The organism is Klebsiella sp. WOUb02 (assembly GCF_050058015.1).
GTDB lineage: Bacteria > Pseudomonadota > Gammaproteobacteria > Enterobacterales > Enterobacteriaceae > Klebsiella.
Genome location: NZ_CP170110.1, coordinates 3,202,513 through 3,216,613 on the forward strand (window position 1 = coordinate 3,202,513; position 14,101 = coordinate 3,216,613).

7 protein-coding genes and 3 pseudogenes are annotated in these 14,101 nt (G+C 59.0%); 2 read left to right on the top strand and 8 right to left on the bottom strand.

All coding sequences use genetic code 11. From position 1 onward, the window contains the following. Window positions 1–16: 16 nt before the first annotated feature. Complete coding sequence (gene mpl / locus ABOC21_RS22460; protein ID WP_426813331.1) at window positions 17–1,390, bottom strand: UDP-N-acetylmuramate:L-alanyl-gamma-D-glutamyl-meso-diaminopimelate ligase; 1,374 nt, start codon at window positions 1,388–1,390, stop codon at window positions 17–19. Between the two features lie 175 nt (window positions 1,391–1,565). Here mpl and fbp point away from each other — a divergent pair, with 175 nt between their 5' ends. Continuing rightward, entirely contained in the window at window positions 1,566–2,564 is a 999-nt protein-coding gene (fbp, locus tag ABOC21_RS22465) for a class 1 fructose-bisphosphatase (RefSeq protein ID WP_426813332.1), read from the top strand. Window positions 2,565–2,607: 43 nt separating this feature from the next. Here the strand turns inward: fbp and yjfF are convergent. The 4 genes and pseudogenes from yjfF to ytfQ all read right to left on the bottom strand — a co-directional run bounded on the left by yjfF (window position 2,608) and on the right by ytfQ (window position 7,162). Further along, window positions 2,608–3,607 (bottom strand): annotated as a pseudogene (yjfF, locus tag ABOC21_RS22470) (galactofuranose ABC transporter, permease protein YjfF). Continuing rightward, a complete protein-coding gene (ytfT, locus tag ABOC21_RS22475) occupies window positions 3,594–4,619 on the bottom strand; it encodes a galactofuranose ABC transporter, ATP-binding protein YtfT (protein ID WP_426813333.1) in 1,026 nt (341 codons plus the stop codon). Before ytfT ends, yjfF begins: the two are co-directional and overlap by 14 nt. A gap of 9 nt (window positions 4,620–4,628) precedes the next feature. Beyond that, window positions 4,629–6,131 carry a galactofuranose ABC transporter, ATP-binding protein YtfR gene (gene ytfR, locus ABOC21_RS22480; RefSeq protein WP_426813334.1) on the bottom strand — a complete coding sequence of 501 codons (1,503 nt, stop codon included), beginning with the start codon at window positions 6,129–6,131 and terminating at the stop codon, window positions 4,629–4,631. Window positions 6,132–6,205: 74 nt separating this feature from the next. After that, window positions 6,206–7,162, bottom strand: coding sequence for a galactofuranose ABC transporter, galactofuranose-binding protein YtfQ (gene ytfQ, locus ABOC21_RS22485; RefSeq protein WP_426813335.1), 957 nt, complete (start codon window positions 7,160–7,162; stop codon window positions 6,206–6,208). Window positions 7,163–7,564: 402 nt separating this feature from the next. Here ytfQ and ppa point away from each other — a divergent pair, with 402 nt between their 5' ends. Continuing rightward, a complete protein-coding gene (ppa, locus tag ABOC21_RS22490; protein WP_426813336.1) occupies window positions 7,565–8,095 on the top strand; it encodes an inorganic diphosphatase in 531 nt (176 codons plus the stop codon). Between the two features lie 137 nt (window positions 8,096–8,232). Here ppa and ABOC21_RS22495 read toward each other — a convergent pair whose 3' ends face one another. The 3 genes and pseudogenes from ABOC21_RS22495 to tamA form a co-directional block, all read right to left on the bottom strand. Then, window positions 8,233–8,577, bottom strand: a complete 345-nt coding sequence (locus tag ABOC21_RS22495) for a gamma-glutamylcyclotransferase family protein (protein WP_095104349.1) — start codon at window positions 8,575–8,577, stop codon at window positions 8,233–8,235. A 2-nt stretch (window positions 8,578–8,579) separates the two neighbouring features. Then, window positions 8,580–12,357: pseudogene (tamB, locus tag ABOC21_RS22500) on the bottom strand (autotransporter assembly complex protein TamB). Further along, window positions 12,354–14,088: pseudogene (gene tamA / locus ABOC21_RS22505) on the bottom strand (autotransporter assembly complex protein TamA). The pseudogenes tamB and tamA overlap by 4 nt, the downstream one beginning before the upstream one ends. Between the last annotated feature and the right edge of the window lie 13 nt (window positions 14,089–14,101).

Sequence of the window (14,101 nt, forward strand, 5' to 3'; positions counted from 1 at the left end):
GGGACGATCGTCGGGATTATTCTGCCGCGGCCGCCTTGCTGGCCAGCTTATCCAGCAGCTTCTGATGAATGCCGCCGAAGCCGCCGTTGCTCATCACCAGAATGTGGTCGCCAGGATGGGCGGTTTTGATAATCATATCCACCAGCACGTCGACGTCTGCGCTCCAGTGGGCAGGCTGCACGCAGGCTTCCGCCACCTCGGCGACCTGCCACGGGATATGCTGCGGCTGGAGCAGGAACACTTCGTCCGCGCGGCCCAGCGACGGCGCCAAATCGTCTTTGCAGACGCCCATTTTCATGGTGTTCGAGCGCGGTTCGAGCACCGCCAGAATGCGGGCGGTGCCGCCAACCTTAGCGCGCAGCGCCTGCAGCGTCGCCAGAATCGCCGTCGGATGGTGGGCAAAATCGTCGTACACGGTGACGCCGTTCGCTTCGCCGCGCAGCTCAAGGCGACGGCGGGCGTTAATAAAGCTGCCCAGCGCGTTGGCGGCGTCCGCCGGCACCACGCCGACGTGGCGGGCGGCGGCAATCGCCATCAGGCCGTTGTGCATATTATGCTCGCCAACCAGCGCCCACTTCACTTCCCCAACCTTCTCGCCGTCAAGCCAGACTTCCCACTGCGAGGCGTCGGCGTTGAGCTTCTTCGCCTGCCAGTGGCCCTGTTCGCCCACCAGCTCCTGCTCGCTCCAGCAGCCCATCGCCATGGTCTGCTTCAGGTTGATGTCGTTTTCCGGCAGGATAATTTTGCCCTGGCCCGGGACAATGCGCACCAGATGATGGAACTGCTTCTGAATAGCCTTCAGGTCATCAAAGATATCCGCGTGATCGAACTCAAGGTTATTGAGGATCAGGGTTCGCGGGCAGTAGTGAACAAACTTCGAACGCTTATCAAAGAAAGCGCAGTCATATTCATCCGCTTCGATAACAAAGAACGGGCTGCCGCCGAGGCGCGCGGAGACCTCGAAGTTGCCCGGTACGCCGCCGATCACAAAGCCGGGCTGGTAGCCGCAGGCTTCGAGGATCCAGGTCGCCATGCCGGCGGTGGTGGTTTTACCGTGGGTGCCGGCCACCGCCACAACCCAGCGATCGCGCAGGACGAAATCATGCAGCCACTGCGGGCCGGACATGTACGGAATGTTGTTTTCCAGCACCGCTTCTACGCACGGATTGCCGCGCGTCATCGCGTTACCAATGATCACCAGGTCCGGCCGAGGCTCCAGCTGGCTGGCGTCATATCCTTGAATTAAATCGATTCCCTGGTTTTCCAGCAGGGTACTCATCGGCGGATAGACGTTAGCATCCGACCCCGTTACCTCATGACCGAGGGAACGCGCCAGCATCGCCAGCCCCCCCATAAACGTGCCGCAGATACCTAAAATATGAATGCGCATTCGTCACTTCCCTCTTTAATCTGGCGCACATTTTACCCTTATGTTCGGCATCAGCGAAATGCATTTCAGGCGAATCCGTTTTTTGCTGGCGCGATTCACCTGTGCGTATTTTTTTTATTCTTTGTTAAGATTGTTGCGTTCGTTTTACTTCACATAAACATGCAGGGAACGGGTTATGAAAACGTTAGGTGAATTTATTGTCGAAAAGCAGCACGAGTTCTCCCACGCAACCGGCGAGCTAACTGCTTTGTTGTCGGCGATAAAACTAGGCGCCAAGATCATCCACCGCGATATCAATAAGGCCGGTCTGGTCGATATCCTGGGTGCCAGCGGTGCTGAAAACGTCCAGGGCGAGGTGCAGCAAAAACTCGATCTGTTCGCCAATGAAAAATTGAAGGCCGCACTGCGAGCACGCGATATTGTTGCCGGGATCGCCTCTGAAGAAGAAGACGAAATCGTCGTCTTTGAAGGCTGCGAACACGCCAAATACGTGGTGCTCATGGACCCGCTGGATGGCTCCTCTAACATCGACGTTAACGTCTCCGTTGGGACTATCTTCTCCATCTACCGTCGCATAACCCCGGTCGGTACGCCGGTCACCGTCGAAGATTTCCTGCAGCCTGGCAGTAAACAGGTCGCGGCAGGCTACGTGGTTTATGGCTCCTCCACGATGCTGGTTTATACCACCGGCTGCGGCGTGCACGCCTTCACCTACGACCCTTCTCTTGGCGTATTCTGCCTCTCCCAGGAGCGCATGCGCTTCCCGGAAAAAGGCAATACCTACTCCATCAACGAAGGCAACTACATCAAGTTCCCGCTGGGCGTGAAGAAGTACATTAAGTTTTGCCAGGAAGAGGATCTCGGGACCCAGCGCCCGTACACCTCGCGCTATATCGGCTCACTGGTGGCGGACTTCCACCGTAACCTGCTGAAAGGCGGCATTTATCTCTACCCAAGCACCGCCAGCCACCCGGACGGCAAGCTGCGCCTGCTGTACGAATGCAACCCGATGGCGTTCCTCGCCGAGCAGGCGGGCGGCAGGGCCAGCGACGGTAAAGAGCGCATTCTCGATATCGTCCCGGTCAGCCTGCACCAGCGCCGCTCCTTCTTCGTCGGCAACAACCATATGGTTGAAGACGTCGAAAACTTTATTAAAGAGTTCCCGGACGCGTAACGCCTCTGGCTTCCCCTCTCGCCCGGCGAGAGGGGATCTTATGCTAGCGATTCGCCGCCCCGCTCACCCGCGATACCGGCGAATTCTGGCGGTTTTCCCACAGCACCGTCAGCCCGCGCTGCAGCGCAATAAAGATAAACAGCAGAATACCGATCGCAATTTTCGTCCACCACGAGTCTGAGCGTGCCGTCGAAGTTAATGTAGGTCTGAATCAGCCCCTGAATCGCCACCCCGAACAGCGTGCCTAATACCGTGCCGACGCCGCCGCTGAGCAGCGTGCCGCCAATGACCACCGACGCAATCGCGTCCAGCTCAACCCCCACGCCGGCCAGCGCGTAGCCGGCCTGGGTATAGATAGAAAAAACGATCCCCGCCAGCGTCGCCAGCCCGGTCGAGAGCATGTAAATGCGGATCGTGGTTCCACGGGTCGAAATGCCCATCAGATTCGCCGAAACGGCGTTGCCGCCCATGGCGTACACCTGGTTGCCAAAGCGGGTGCGGTGGGCCATAAAAATGCCCGCGATCACCACCAGCAGCATCAACAGCCCCATGGCGCTCAGGCGGCCGCCGCCGGGAATGGTCCACGCCAGCCCGGAGAGCGTGTCGTACACCGGATGATCGATAGGAATAGACTCTTCAGAAACCAGATAGCTCACGCCGCGCAGGAAGAACATCCCGGCGAGGGTAATAATAAATGCCGGGATCTTCAGCGTATCGATAAGCCAGCCCATTAGCGCGCCAAACGCGCAGCCCATCACCAGCACCAGCGGGAACGCCAGCAGCGGCGTAATTCCCCAGACGCCAATCGCTTTCGCGAGGAACACGCCGGTGAAGGCGATCACTGACCCGACCGACAGATCGATGCCGCCGGAGAGGATCACGAAGGTCATCCCGACGGCAATAATGCCAAGAAAAGCGTTATCGGTGAGGATATTGCAGATCACCCGCGTCGAGGCGAAGCCGGGAAACTGGGTCAGGCAATAGAGATAGCCCAGCACGAATACGGCAAGGGTAATCATCAACGGCAGGTTACGTTTTATCACGGCCGCGTACTCCTTTCAGTAGGCTGATAAAGCGCGGCGACTGAACGATCAGTACGCACAGCACCACCACGGCTTTCACTACCTGGTTAAGCTCCGGCGGGAAGCCCGACAGCAGGATCCCGGTGTTCATCCCCTGGATAATAAGCGCGCCGATCACCGACAGCAGGAGGTTAAAGCGCCCGCCCATCAGCGATCCGCCGCCAATCACTACCGCCAGGATGGCGTCCAGCTCCAGCCACAGCCCGGCGTTGTTGGCATCGGCGCCGCGAATGTCCGCCGCGACGACAATCCCGGCTATCGCCGCGCAAATCCCGCTCAGCACGTAGGCCAGCATCACGACGATGCGGGTGTTGACCCCGGCATTTTTCGCCGCCCGAATGTTGATCCCTACCGCTTCAATAAACATCCCCAGCGCGGTTTTGCGGGTGAACAGCCAGAACAGCAGCAGCGTTGCGGCCGCAATAAGCACCGGCATCGGCAGCAGCAGCAGCGAGCCGCTGCCGAGCCACGCCAGATGCGGCGAGTCGAAGGTGACAATCTGTCCGGAGGTGATCAGCTGCGCGACGCCGCGTCCGGCCACCATCAGGATCAGCGTGGCCACGAACGGCTGGATCTTCAGCACCGCCACCAGAATGCCGTTCCATAGCCCGGCCAGCGCACCCGCCCCCAGCGATGCCAGCAGCACCACCGGCAGGCTATGCCCGGCAACGGTCACCGAGGCGGCGGTGGCGCCGGCAATCGCCATCACCGCGCCGACCGACAGGTCAATCCCGCCGGTGGCGATAACCAGCGTCATGCCAACCGCCAGCAGCGCGACAGGCGCCGCGCGGTTAAGAATATCGATGGGGCTGCCGAACAGGCGCCCCTCCTGGAGGACAATCTGGAAAAAGTGCGGCGCCACCAGGCTGTCGACGACCAGCACCAGCAGCAGCGCAATGATTTGCGGCATACCCTTCGGCCAGCTGAAGCGACGCTTCGTTTGGCCGGTTTGTGGAAGAGATCCTGGCATCATGATTTACTCCTATGCCGCGATTGCGTTCATGATCGCCGGGACGGAGAACTCCCCGAGCGGGATCTCCGCCACCTGCCGGCGATCGCGCATGATAATCACCCGATCGGCGTAGCCCACCAGCTCTTCCAGCTCCGACGAAATGACCAGCAGCGCCAGGCCATCGGCGCACAGGGTTTCAATCAGGCGGATGATCTCGGCGTGGGCGCCGACGTCTATTCCGCGAGTCGGCTCATCAAGGATCAGAAACTGGGGTTTGGTCAGCAGCCAGCGGGAAAGCAGCACCTTCTGCTGGTTGCCGCCGGAAAGAAATTCGATCGGCTGCTCGGCGCTGGGAGTTCGAATCCCCAGCTGGCGGATAAAGCGTTCGGCAATCTCATTTTGCTCGCGCCGCGGAATCGGACGCAGCCAGCCGCGCTGCGCCTGCAGGGCCAGCACGATGTTCTCCCGTACCGACGCCGCGGCGATAATGCCGTCGGTTTTTCGGTCTTCCGGACAAAAGCCGATCCCGAGGCTCGAGGCCTGGTGCGGCGAGCGCAGCGTCTGCGGCTTGCCTTTGATCCACGCGCTGCCGCTATCGGCCGGCTTGATGCCAAAAATGACTTCCGCCGTCTCGGTGCGCCCGGATCCCAGCAGCCCCGCCAGGCCAACAATTTCGCCGGGGCGAACCTGGAGGTCGAACGGCTCGATGGCGCCCTTTTTACCAAACCCTTCAAAGGCGGCGATCGGCTTCTCGCTCAGCAGGGTGCGGCCCGCGCGCTGTAGCGCGTTATGCTCCAGCTCGCGTCCCAGCATCATTTTCACCAGCTCAATCTGCGGCAGTTCGCGGGTTTCCCGGCAGCCGACGAAGCCGCCGTTGCGCAGGACGGTAATCCGATCGCTCACGGCGTACACCTGATCGAGAAAGTGGGTAACAAAAATCAGGCTGACGCCGCTATCGCTCAGCTGGCGCATCAGGGTAAAGAGCATTTCCACCTCCTGAGTATCCAGGCTGGCGGTGGGCTCATCGAGGATCAGCACCTTAGCCGACAGGTCAATGGCGCGGCAGATCGCGACAATCTGCTGCATCGCCACGGAAAAGCGGTTAAGCGGCTCACGAACGTCGAGGGAGAAACCGTAGGAGGCCATCAGATCGGTGGCGCGCTTTTCCATCTCTTTGCGCCGCAGCAGGCCAAAGCGCCGGGGCTCGCGGCCGATAAACAGATTGTCCGCCACCGACATATTCGGCAGCAGGTTGACTTCCTGGTAGACGGTGCCGATGCCCAGCTGCTGGGCGTGGGCGGTATTTTTCGGCGCTATTGCCTGACCCTCGAGCCAGATAGTGCCGCGATCGGCGTGATAAACGCCGGTGAGCGCTTTGATCAGGGTCGATTTACCCGCGCCATTTTCCCCCAGCAGGGCCATGATCTCGCCGCGCCGCAGGCTGAAGTTGACGTTATCCAGCGCCTTGACGCCGGGGAAAAATTTGCTCAGTCCCTCGGTACGAAGGATCTCCTGATGTACTTCGTCGTTCATGGTTTCCCCTCCCCTAACCCTCTCCCCGCCGGGGAGAGGGCACTAAACCGAGCGTCCTGATGAACTACGCCCACTCAATAGCCCATATCTTTCTTCTTCTCCAGCTGCTCTTTCGCCGTATCCGGCAGGAAGAGCATCGACTTCGTAATGGTCAACTTCTCAGGCAGGGTGCCGTCTTTCTTGAATTTTTCCAGCGCATCGAATGCCGGCCCGGCCATATTTGGCGTCAGCTCGACGTTAGCGTTCGCTTCGCCGGCGATCATCGCTTTGTAGATATCCGGCACGCCGTCAATGGAGCCGGTGAGGATATCTTTGCCCGGCTTCAGGCCGGCCTCTTTAATCGCCTGGATGGCGCCGATGGCCATATCATCGTTATGGGCGTAAACCATGCAGATGTTCTTGCCGTTGTTTTCCGCTTTGATAAAGCTCTCCATAACCTCTTTCCCTTTGCTGCGGGTAAAGTCGCCGGACTGAGAGCGGATAATTTTAATGTTCGACGCCTTAGCGATGGCTTCAGCGAAGCCTTTTTTGCGGTCAATGGCGACGCTGGCCCCGACGGTACCCTGCAGCTCAACGACGTTGCACGGCTTGCCGTCGACGGTTTTCACCAGCCAGTCGCCAATCAGCTGGCCCTCCAGCACGTTGTTGGCGGTGACGGTGGTCATGTAGAGATCTTTGTCTTTTACATCAATGGAGCGGTCGAGCAGGAAGACCGGGATTTTGGCCTCTTTGGCCTCCTTCAGCACCGGCTCCCAGCCCGTCGCCACGACCGGGGCGATAAAGATGGCGTCGACGCCCTGCGCAATGAAGGAGCGTACGGCTTTAATCTGGTTTTCCTGTTTTTGCTGACCGTCGGCAATTTTCAGAGTAATACCGCGCTTCGCGGCCTCCTCCTTCGCAACGCTGGTTTCGGCCGCACGCCAGCCGGATTCAGAGCCGACCTGCGAAAATCCTACGGTCAGAGGGGCAGCTATTGCCATTGACGACATAGCTGCGGAAACTGCGGAGACAAGAAGTAAGCGCTTCCACATAAGGCGATCCTCGTAGGGTTATTGTTAGTGAAATCGTTATCTGCGGAATTACTATAGACAATCAGAAATGTAACTGGATGAGTTACATCACACTTCAGAAAAGTAAATTTTATGTTGATTAAGGCCGTTTACTGCACCTTATAGCGGATAAGAGCTGCGAAATGCGATCAACATAGCAACGGGTGGCTAAATTTAAAGCTCATTATCAGCAGCGGAAGACGAGGTGTAATCGCTTACATAAAAGTATGTAAAATGTGGCTATATTTATGGATTTCAGGCCCGTTTAGCGGGGGGAAATTACGCTATCTTTCTGCCCCCCTGAATAAAAAGAAGCGAAGACATTCGATGTGAGTTGGCTATAATACCTGGCACTTGTTTGCTATACATTTTAAAGGAACAGACATGAGCTTACTCAACGTACCTGCGGGTAAAGATCTGCCGGAAGATATCTACGTCGTGATCGAGATCCCGGCTAACGCAGACCCAATCAAATACGAAGTCGACAAAGAGAGCGGCGCGCTGTTCGTTGACCGCTTTATGTCCACCGCGATGTTCTATCCGTGCAACTACGGCTACATCAACCATACCCTGTCTCTCGACGGTGACCCGGTAGACGTGCTGGTCCCGACGCCGTATCCGCTGGAGCCAGGCTCAGTGATCCGCTGCCGTCCGGTTGGCGTTCTGAAAATGACCGATGAGTCCGGTGAAGATGCCAAGCTGGTTGCGGTACCGCACACCAAGCTGAGCAAAGAGTACGATCACATCAACGATGTGAACGACCTGCCGGAACTGCTGAAAGCACAGATCACCCACTTCTTCGAGCACTACAAAGATCTGGAAAAAGGCAAGTGGGTTAAAGTTGACGGTTGGGACAATGCTGCTGCGGCGAAAGCCGAAATCATCGCTTCCTTCGAGCGCGCGGCGAAGAAATAAGTTCTTCTCTGCCTGAAACCCTGAACGCCGGTCTGCCGGTCAGTAAGGGTTTTTTTATGCCTGCGGTTTGCCTGCGCCGGGCTAATCCGCGATAGCCGCAAAAAAAACAGCGCCACCCGAGGGTGGCGCTGTCGTTTTTAATACTGGTCTCTGTCTAACCAGTTACCGCTCTCTATCAGCGTAAACCCCTCAACCGGGCGCTGATAGACATACATCCATGCGCCGCCGTACGGCGTCTGGATAAGATGGCGCGCGTATTCGCCGCCTTTGGTACGCAGAGCATCCAGCTCGGCCAGCGTCGATGCGTCAATACGATAAACTTCACCATGTACCGTGCCTTCACCGGGCACCGCGCCTGGATAGTGGCCCAGGCTGTACAGCTGATAATCGTTGACACTATGATCGCCCAGCCACTGAGCGTTGGTCATCCAGTGGCTGTTGCCTTGTTTGCGTCGTAAACTGCCGTAAACAAATATTCGCATTGCTAAAACTCAAACTGATAGAGCAAATCGAGAGCCTGGTCTACGCCAGACACCGCTTCCATATATAGCTTAGGCATCAGGCGATAACGCAATGTCAGCGTCGCCAGGGAGTCGAAGATACCGACCCCGTATTTTACCTGTAGACCCGGCAGCACATAGCCGCTGACTACCACCTGGGAAGAGTCGCCTACTCCCTCGGTATCCAGCGCCAGATTGCTTACGCCAAACGTCTCGCCGATTTTACCCACAACCTGACCACTTTGTGCAACCCCCAGGCCAATAAGCATTGACGTCATTGCGGCGCTATCGCTCTGCCCGCTGCTCAATCCCTGACCGCGCAGCAGATAAGAAAGCGCTTCCTGCTGCGACATGACCGGGTCAGAGAAAATCTCCGCCTTCGGCTGGTCGGCGGAGCCGGTGACGCGAACGCCGGCAATCACGTCGTCTTCTGTGGCATCCGGGTTGCGAATGGCTTCAATATTCAGTGAAGGCTGATCCGGCGGACCGGAGAACAGCAGCTCGCCTTTACGCACGATCAGATCCTGACCGTAGGCGTGGAAGCGCCCTTCAGGAATATTAATCTGCCCGTTGAGGCCCAGACCTTGTTTATCCTGAGCCACTTTTAAATCGCCGGTCAGGCGCGCCTTCAGACCAAACGCGCTGAGGCGGACGTTGTTACCGACATGGATCGTCAGGTTGCTGTTGATCGGGATAGCGGCGCTCTGCGGCTTAATCGGCTGCAGGGAGTCGTTCAGCATCACCTCATCGGAAGAGACGCCGACCGCGCTCTCCGGCACGTCGTTAACCACAATACGCGCCCACGGAACATCGACGCTACCGTCAAGATTAAACAGGCTCGGGGTCGCGGTAAAGACCACGTCCGGCGAAACGTCCAGCCGCACCATCGGCGGCACCGTGATCCGCACCCGGCTGCCCTTCGCCGCGATCTGCGCGCGCCAGTTGTCTATCTGGGTCCAGTCGGCGTTGCCGTTAAGGCTAATCTGGCCCTGGCTCGTATTCACCGTTCCCTGCAGCGTCGAGCGGGTGCCGTTGAAGTTCATCGCCAGCTGGCTCGGCTGCATATCGAACGGCATAAAGTTACCGTCAATGTCGACGCCGTTGAGCTGCATCTGGCCAAACAGCTGCGGATTTTGCACATCGCCGCCGAGGCGCAGGTTGGCGTTGAGCCGGCCTTCCGCCTTCTCCCCGCGGGAGAAGATCGGATTAATCATCGCCAGCGAGAAGTTATTGATGTTGATATTACCGCCGAGATTGCGTCGGCCCTGCGGGTCGGTGACCAGAACCTGGCCGTCAAGCTGACCGTTATTGGTCAGGCGGATCAGCCAGCCGAGCTGCGCGCGGTTGTTGTGCAGATCGGCGGTGAGGTTCAGGGTATCGAAAGCCACCGGCAGCGGCGCATCGTTGACCGTCTGGGTCACCTTCACGTTGCGGCCGCTCAGCGTTACCTTGCCCTGCGGCAGCCCCTCTTTGGTGGTGTCCCAGCTGACGTCGGCGTTGCCGCTAAACACGCCGCTGGCCTGGGTGGCCTCCGGCATAAACGGCTTCAGCATCGCCAGATCGAAACGGTTGAGGTTGACGACCGCCCGGCCGCTCGCGCCCGCATCGATCGCCTGTGGCACGCAGAGCTCGGCGTTCGGGTTGACCCAGCAGTGCGGCCCAATGTTAATTTTCTGCTCGCGGTTGCGGTAGTCCAGCGCGATATTGCGCGTCAGCGAAACCGGGCCCACCGGCGTCTGGAAGCGGGTATTGCTCAGCGAGCCCCTCCAGCGCTCCTCTTTGCGGTCAAAGCTCCCCGCCAGCGACAGCTGGCCGGAGACCGGCTCCCCCTGCACTTTAAGCTGCAGATCATGCTGCTTCTCGTTGCCCTTCGCATTGAGCTGCACCAGGCTGATATTGACGCCCGGCTGGCTGATACGGTCGATACGCACATCGAGATTGCCGGCAATCTGATCGCTGGATTTAACGTCGCCCTTGACGTTAACCTGGGCGATCGACAGCTCCTGCCAGCGCAGGGCGCGGGCGCTGATATCCGCCAGCAGTCTGAGGCGCCTCCACGGTGCCGCGCACTTTCACCAGCCCTTTCGCCGTCCCGCCAAGACCCGGCAGCGCGTTGTCGAGATGCGGCGCATCAATGGTGGCGTCGAGATTCAGATCCTTAACCCCCAGCTCGCCTTTGACATCGGCGCTGTTGGGGCCTAGCGCCAGATGCAGGCCGGGGATTTTCCACTGCATATAGCTATTGCCCTGCAGGGAACCGCTGACATCAACCTTATTCTGCTTCACGTTACCGGTGATTTTCAGCTCCGGCACCGACATCTGCCAGCTGCCGCCGTACAGGCTGCCCTGGGTCTTGATCAGGCCGTTGAGCTTCGAGGGCCAGTCCGGCACCTCTTTGGCCGTATTAATCCCGTCAAGGGTCAGCTCGCCGCGCCAGCTGATCGCCTGCTGCCAGTCGAGCAGCGCCTTCAGCTCGGTTTTCCCTTCCAGCGCGGCGACGGTCAGCTTATCAATATTCACCTGCTGCTCGTTGCCCTTAGCATTGAGGCTGATTTTCGCCGGCGGCAGAGATTGCCCCTTCACCGCGGTGCTCAGCGCCAGGGCGTAGTCGGTCATCTTGCCGCTGAATTTCAACTGCAGATCGTCGGCCTGGAACTGCTTTTCGCCGCTGAACGGCCAGTACAGCTGCTTGCTTTTCAGCTCCATATTGAGCGGCAGCCCGGCTTCCGCCAGCTGCGCATCGGCGCGCAGCGTCATCGCCACCGGGCCGGCTAAATCAACGCCGACCGTCAGCTTTTTACGCATCTCGCCGCCGACCTTCAGCTGCACCTTCTCTCCCTTGAGCGGGTCAATATTCAGCGTACCGTCGAGGGTGATATCCACCGGCCAGCTATCCTGCAGCTGCGCGCTGCCCGCGGCGCTGACCTTGCCCTGGTCGGAATCGATATCCAGCGCATCGAGCTTCATCTGTCCGTCAATGCTGCTGACCTTCAGCAGCAGACTGTAAATAGTCATATCGGTATCGCCGGTGAGCCGCAGCTGCTCGCCGCGGAACGCCTCGATATTGAGGTTGAGCGGCAGGTGGACGTCGGCCATTTCCGGGAGCACCGGCTTTGCAAAGAGCGCCTTCATCGTCTCGCCGAGCGGTTTTTCCTCCGGCTGCGGATGCTCTATCTTCGGCTCAACGACCTGCTCCTGCGCCACCTTAGCGACTTTTGGCAGCGCGATAAGCAGCCCCTGCAGCGACGTCGGCGTCAGGGTCAGGTTTTTCTCCTGCCAGCGCAGGCCGGTGGAGAAGTCGCGCACCGAGACGGCGGTATCATCGATTTTGACGTTAACGTTTTGCAGCGCGACGCGGCTCAGGGTGATGGGATACGGCGTGGAGAGATTCAGCGGCCCTGAATCCTCCTCTTCCGGCGGCGCGGAAGGCGGCATTTTTGAGGTATCGATAGCGACGTAGATATCGCGTAGCGAAATGTCGTTGACGCACAGGCTGCTGTCCCACAGGCAGCGTAGCTTCACCGCAAGATGGAGCTGGCCGGCGGTCACCGCCACGCCCGGTTGGGCAAAATGCACGTTCTCCAGCGTCAGGTCACGCCAGCCGCCGGTAACCTTGCCGATCTCCAGACCCGGCACCCAGCGGTCCGCCGCCTTCAGCACCAGATGCAGGCCGCTGGTGGTGCCGACCAGGAAGCCAACCGTGCCCAGCAGCAGGAGCAGAAAGAGCACGACCCCGAGGCTTATCTTCTTCCATAAACTCATAATTCAGGCCCCAGACCGATGTAAAACTGTAAACCGTGTTCGTCTTTGTCGCCGACCGGCGCGGCGATATCCAGCTTGATAGGGCCGACCGGCGACTGCCAGCGAACGCCAACGCCGGCGCCGGTTTTGAAGTCGCTTTTGCGGATATCGCTTACCGCTTCGCCGCCGTCGACAAACATCGCGCCCCACCACTTGCCGCTGACGTTGTACTGGTACTCCAGCGAGCCGGTGGCCAGCTTCGAGGCACCGATCAGCTTGCCGTCATCGTCTTTTGGCGAGATCGATTTGTATTTGTAGCCGCGAATGCTGCGGTCGCCCCCGGCGAAGAAGCGCAGATCCGGCGGGACCTTGTCGAAATTGTCGGCCTCAATCCAGCCGAGGTTACCGCGCACCACAAAGCGGTGGCGATCGTAAAGGGTGCGGATCCACACGTCCTGCGCCTGGGCGACGACGAAGTTAATGTCCGAGCCCCAAATGGTGTTGGAGTAATCGACCGAATAGCGCTGAGAGTCGCCCCAGGTCGGCATCAGGCCGCCCCGCGAGCGGGTGCGGTTAACCGATACCCCGGGATAAATCAGCATGGTGGTATTGGTGACGTTAGCCTGGGTAAAGTGATCGAGGCTCCAGCGCAGGTTGATGGCGCGCTGCCAGCCGCTCGACATCTCCCAGTAACGCGATGCCGCGAGGGTGGTGGAGTCGGCTTTGGTATCGTTGAGATCCGTACGCTTAAAGCCGCCCTGCATCAGGTAATACTGCTCCAGCGGGCTCTTCAGCAGCGGGACCTTATAGCTGAAATCAAACTGTTGCTCCGGCGCGGAGAGGCTGACGCTGGAGGTCAGGCTGTGGCCATAGGAGTTGATCCACGGCTTTTTCCACGTCGCCTTCACCCGCGGTCCGACGTCGGTCGAATAGCCGATACCGGTTTCGACGGTATTCTCTTTGCGCGGAGAGACGACGCCCTTCAGGGGCAGAACTTTCGTTTTTCTCGATTTCTCAAACTCCGGCGCGACCACCACTGAGTCTGAACCAGCCGGTGGCCGCCAGGCGGCGGTTTAGCTCCGCCAGATCCTCGGAGGTGTACTCGTCCCCCTGCTTAAACGGCACCAGATTTTGCAGGTATTCGTCGCGGATCTGCGACCCGCTGAAGGTCACAGCGCCGAAGCGATAACGCTCGCCGCTGTTGTAATCGATATCCCAGAAGGCCTGATGGCGATCGAGAGAGACCCCGAGCTGGCTTTTATTGAATTCACTATCAAAGTAGCCTTTGCGCAGCGCCACGCGGGTCAAGGAGCTTTTAAAACCGTCGTAATCGCCGTGATTCAGCACGGTGCCGATGGCTGGACGCGTTTTTAACAAATTCAGATAGTCACGGTCGGTGCGCGCACCGCCGCGCAGAATGACGTCGGTGCCGCCGATCCGCACCGGTTCGCCGGGCGTCACTTTGGCAATTAGCACCTGCCGCCCTTTTGCCGGCGGCGGACGTAAATCAAAATCGATCGTCGGTTCGTAGTAACCCAGCGCTTTCAGGCCTTCACGGATGGCATCATCAACGCGCGCGCGAAAGCGTCGATCCGGCGTGACTTCATCACTTTGGATCGTCGACAGCTGGGCACGGACGTTTCTTTGCAGCTCCCCGGATAGCCCCTCAACCTGCAAACGCACGCTCGCAGCGCTAGCGACCCCGCTGACCAGCAAAAGGCTGGTGACACATAACTGGCGGATTTGTAGCACGTTTTCTCCTGAA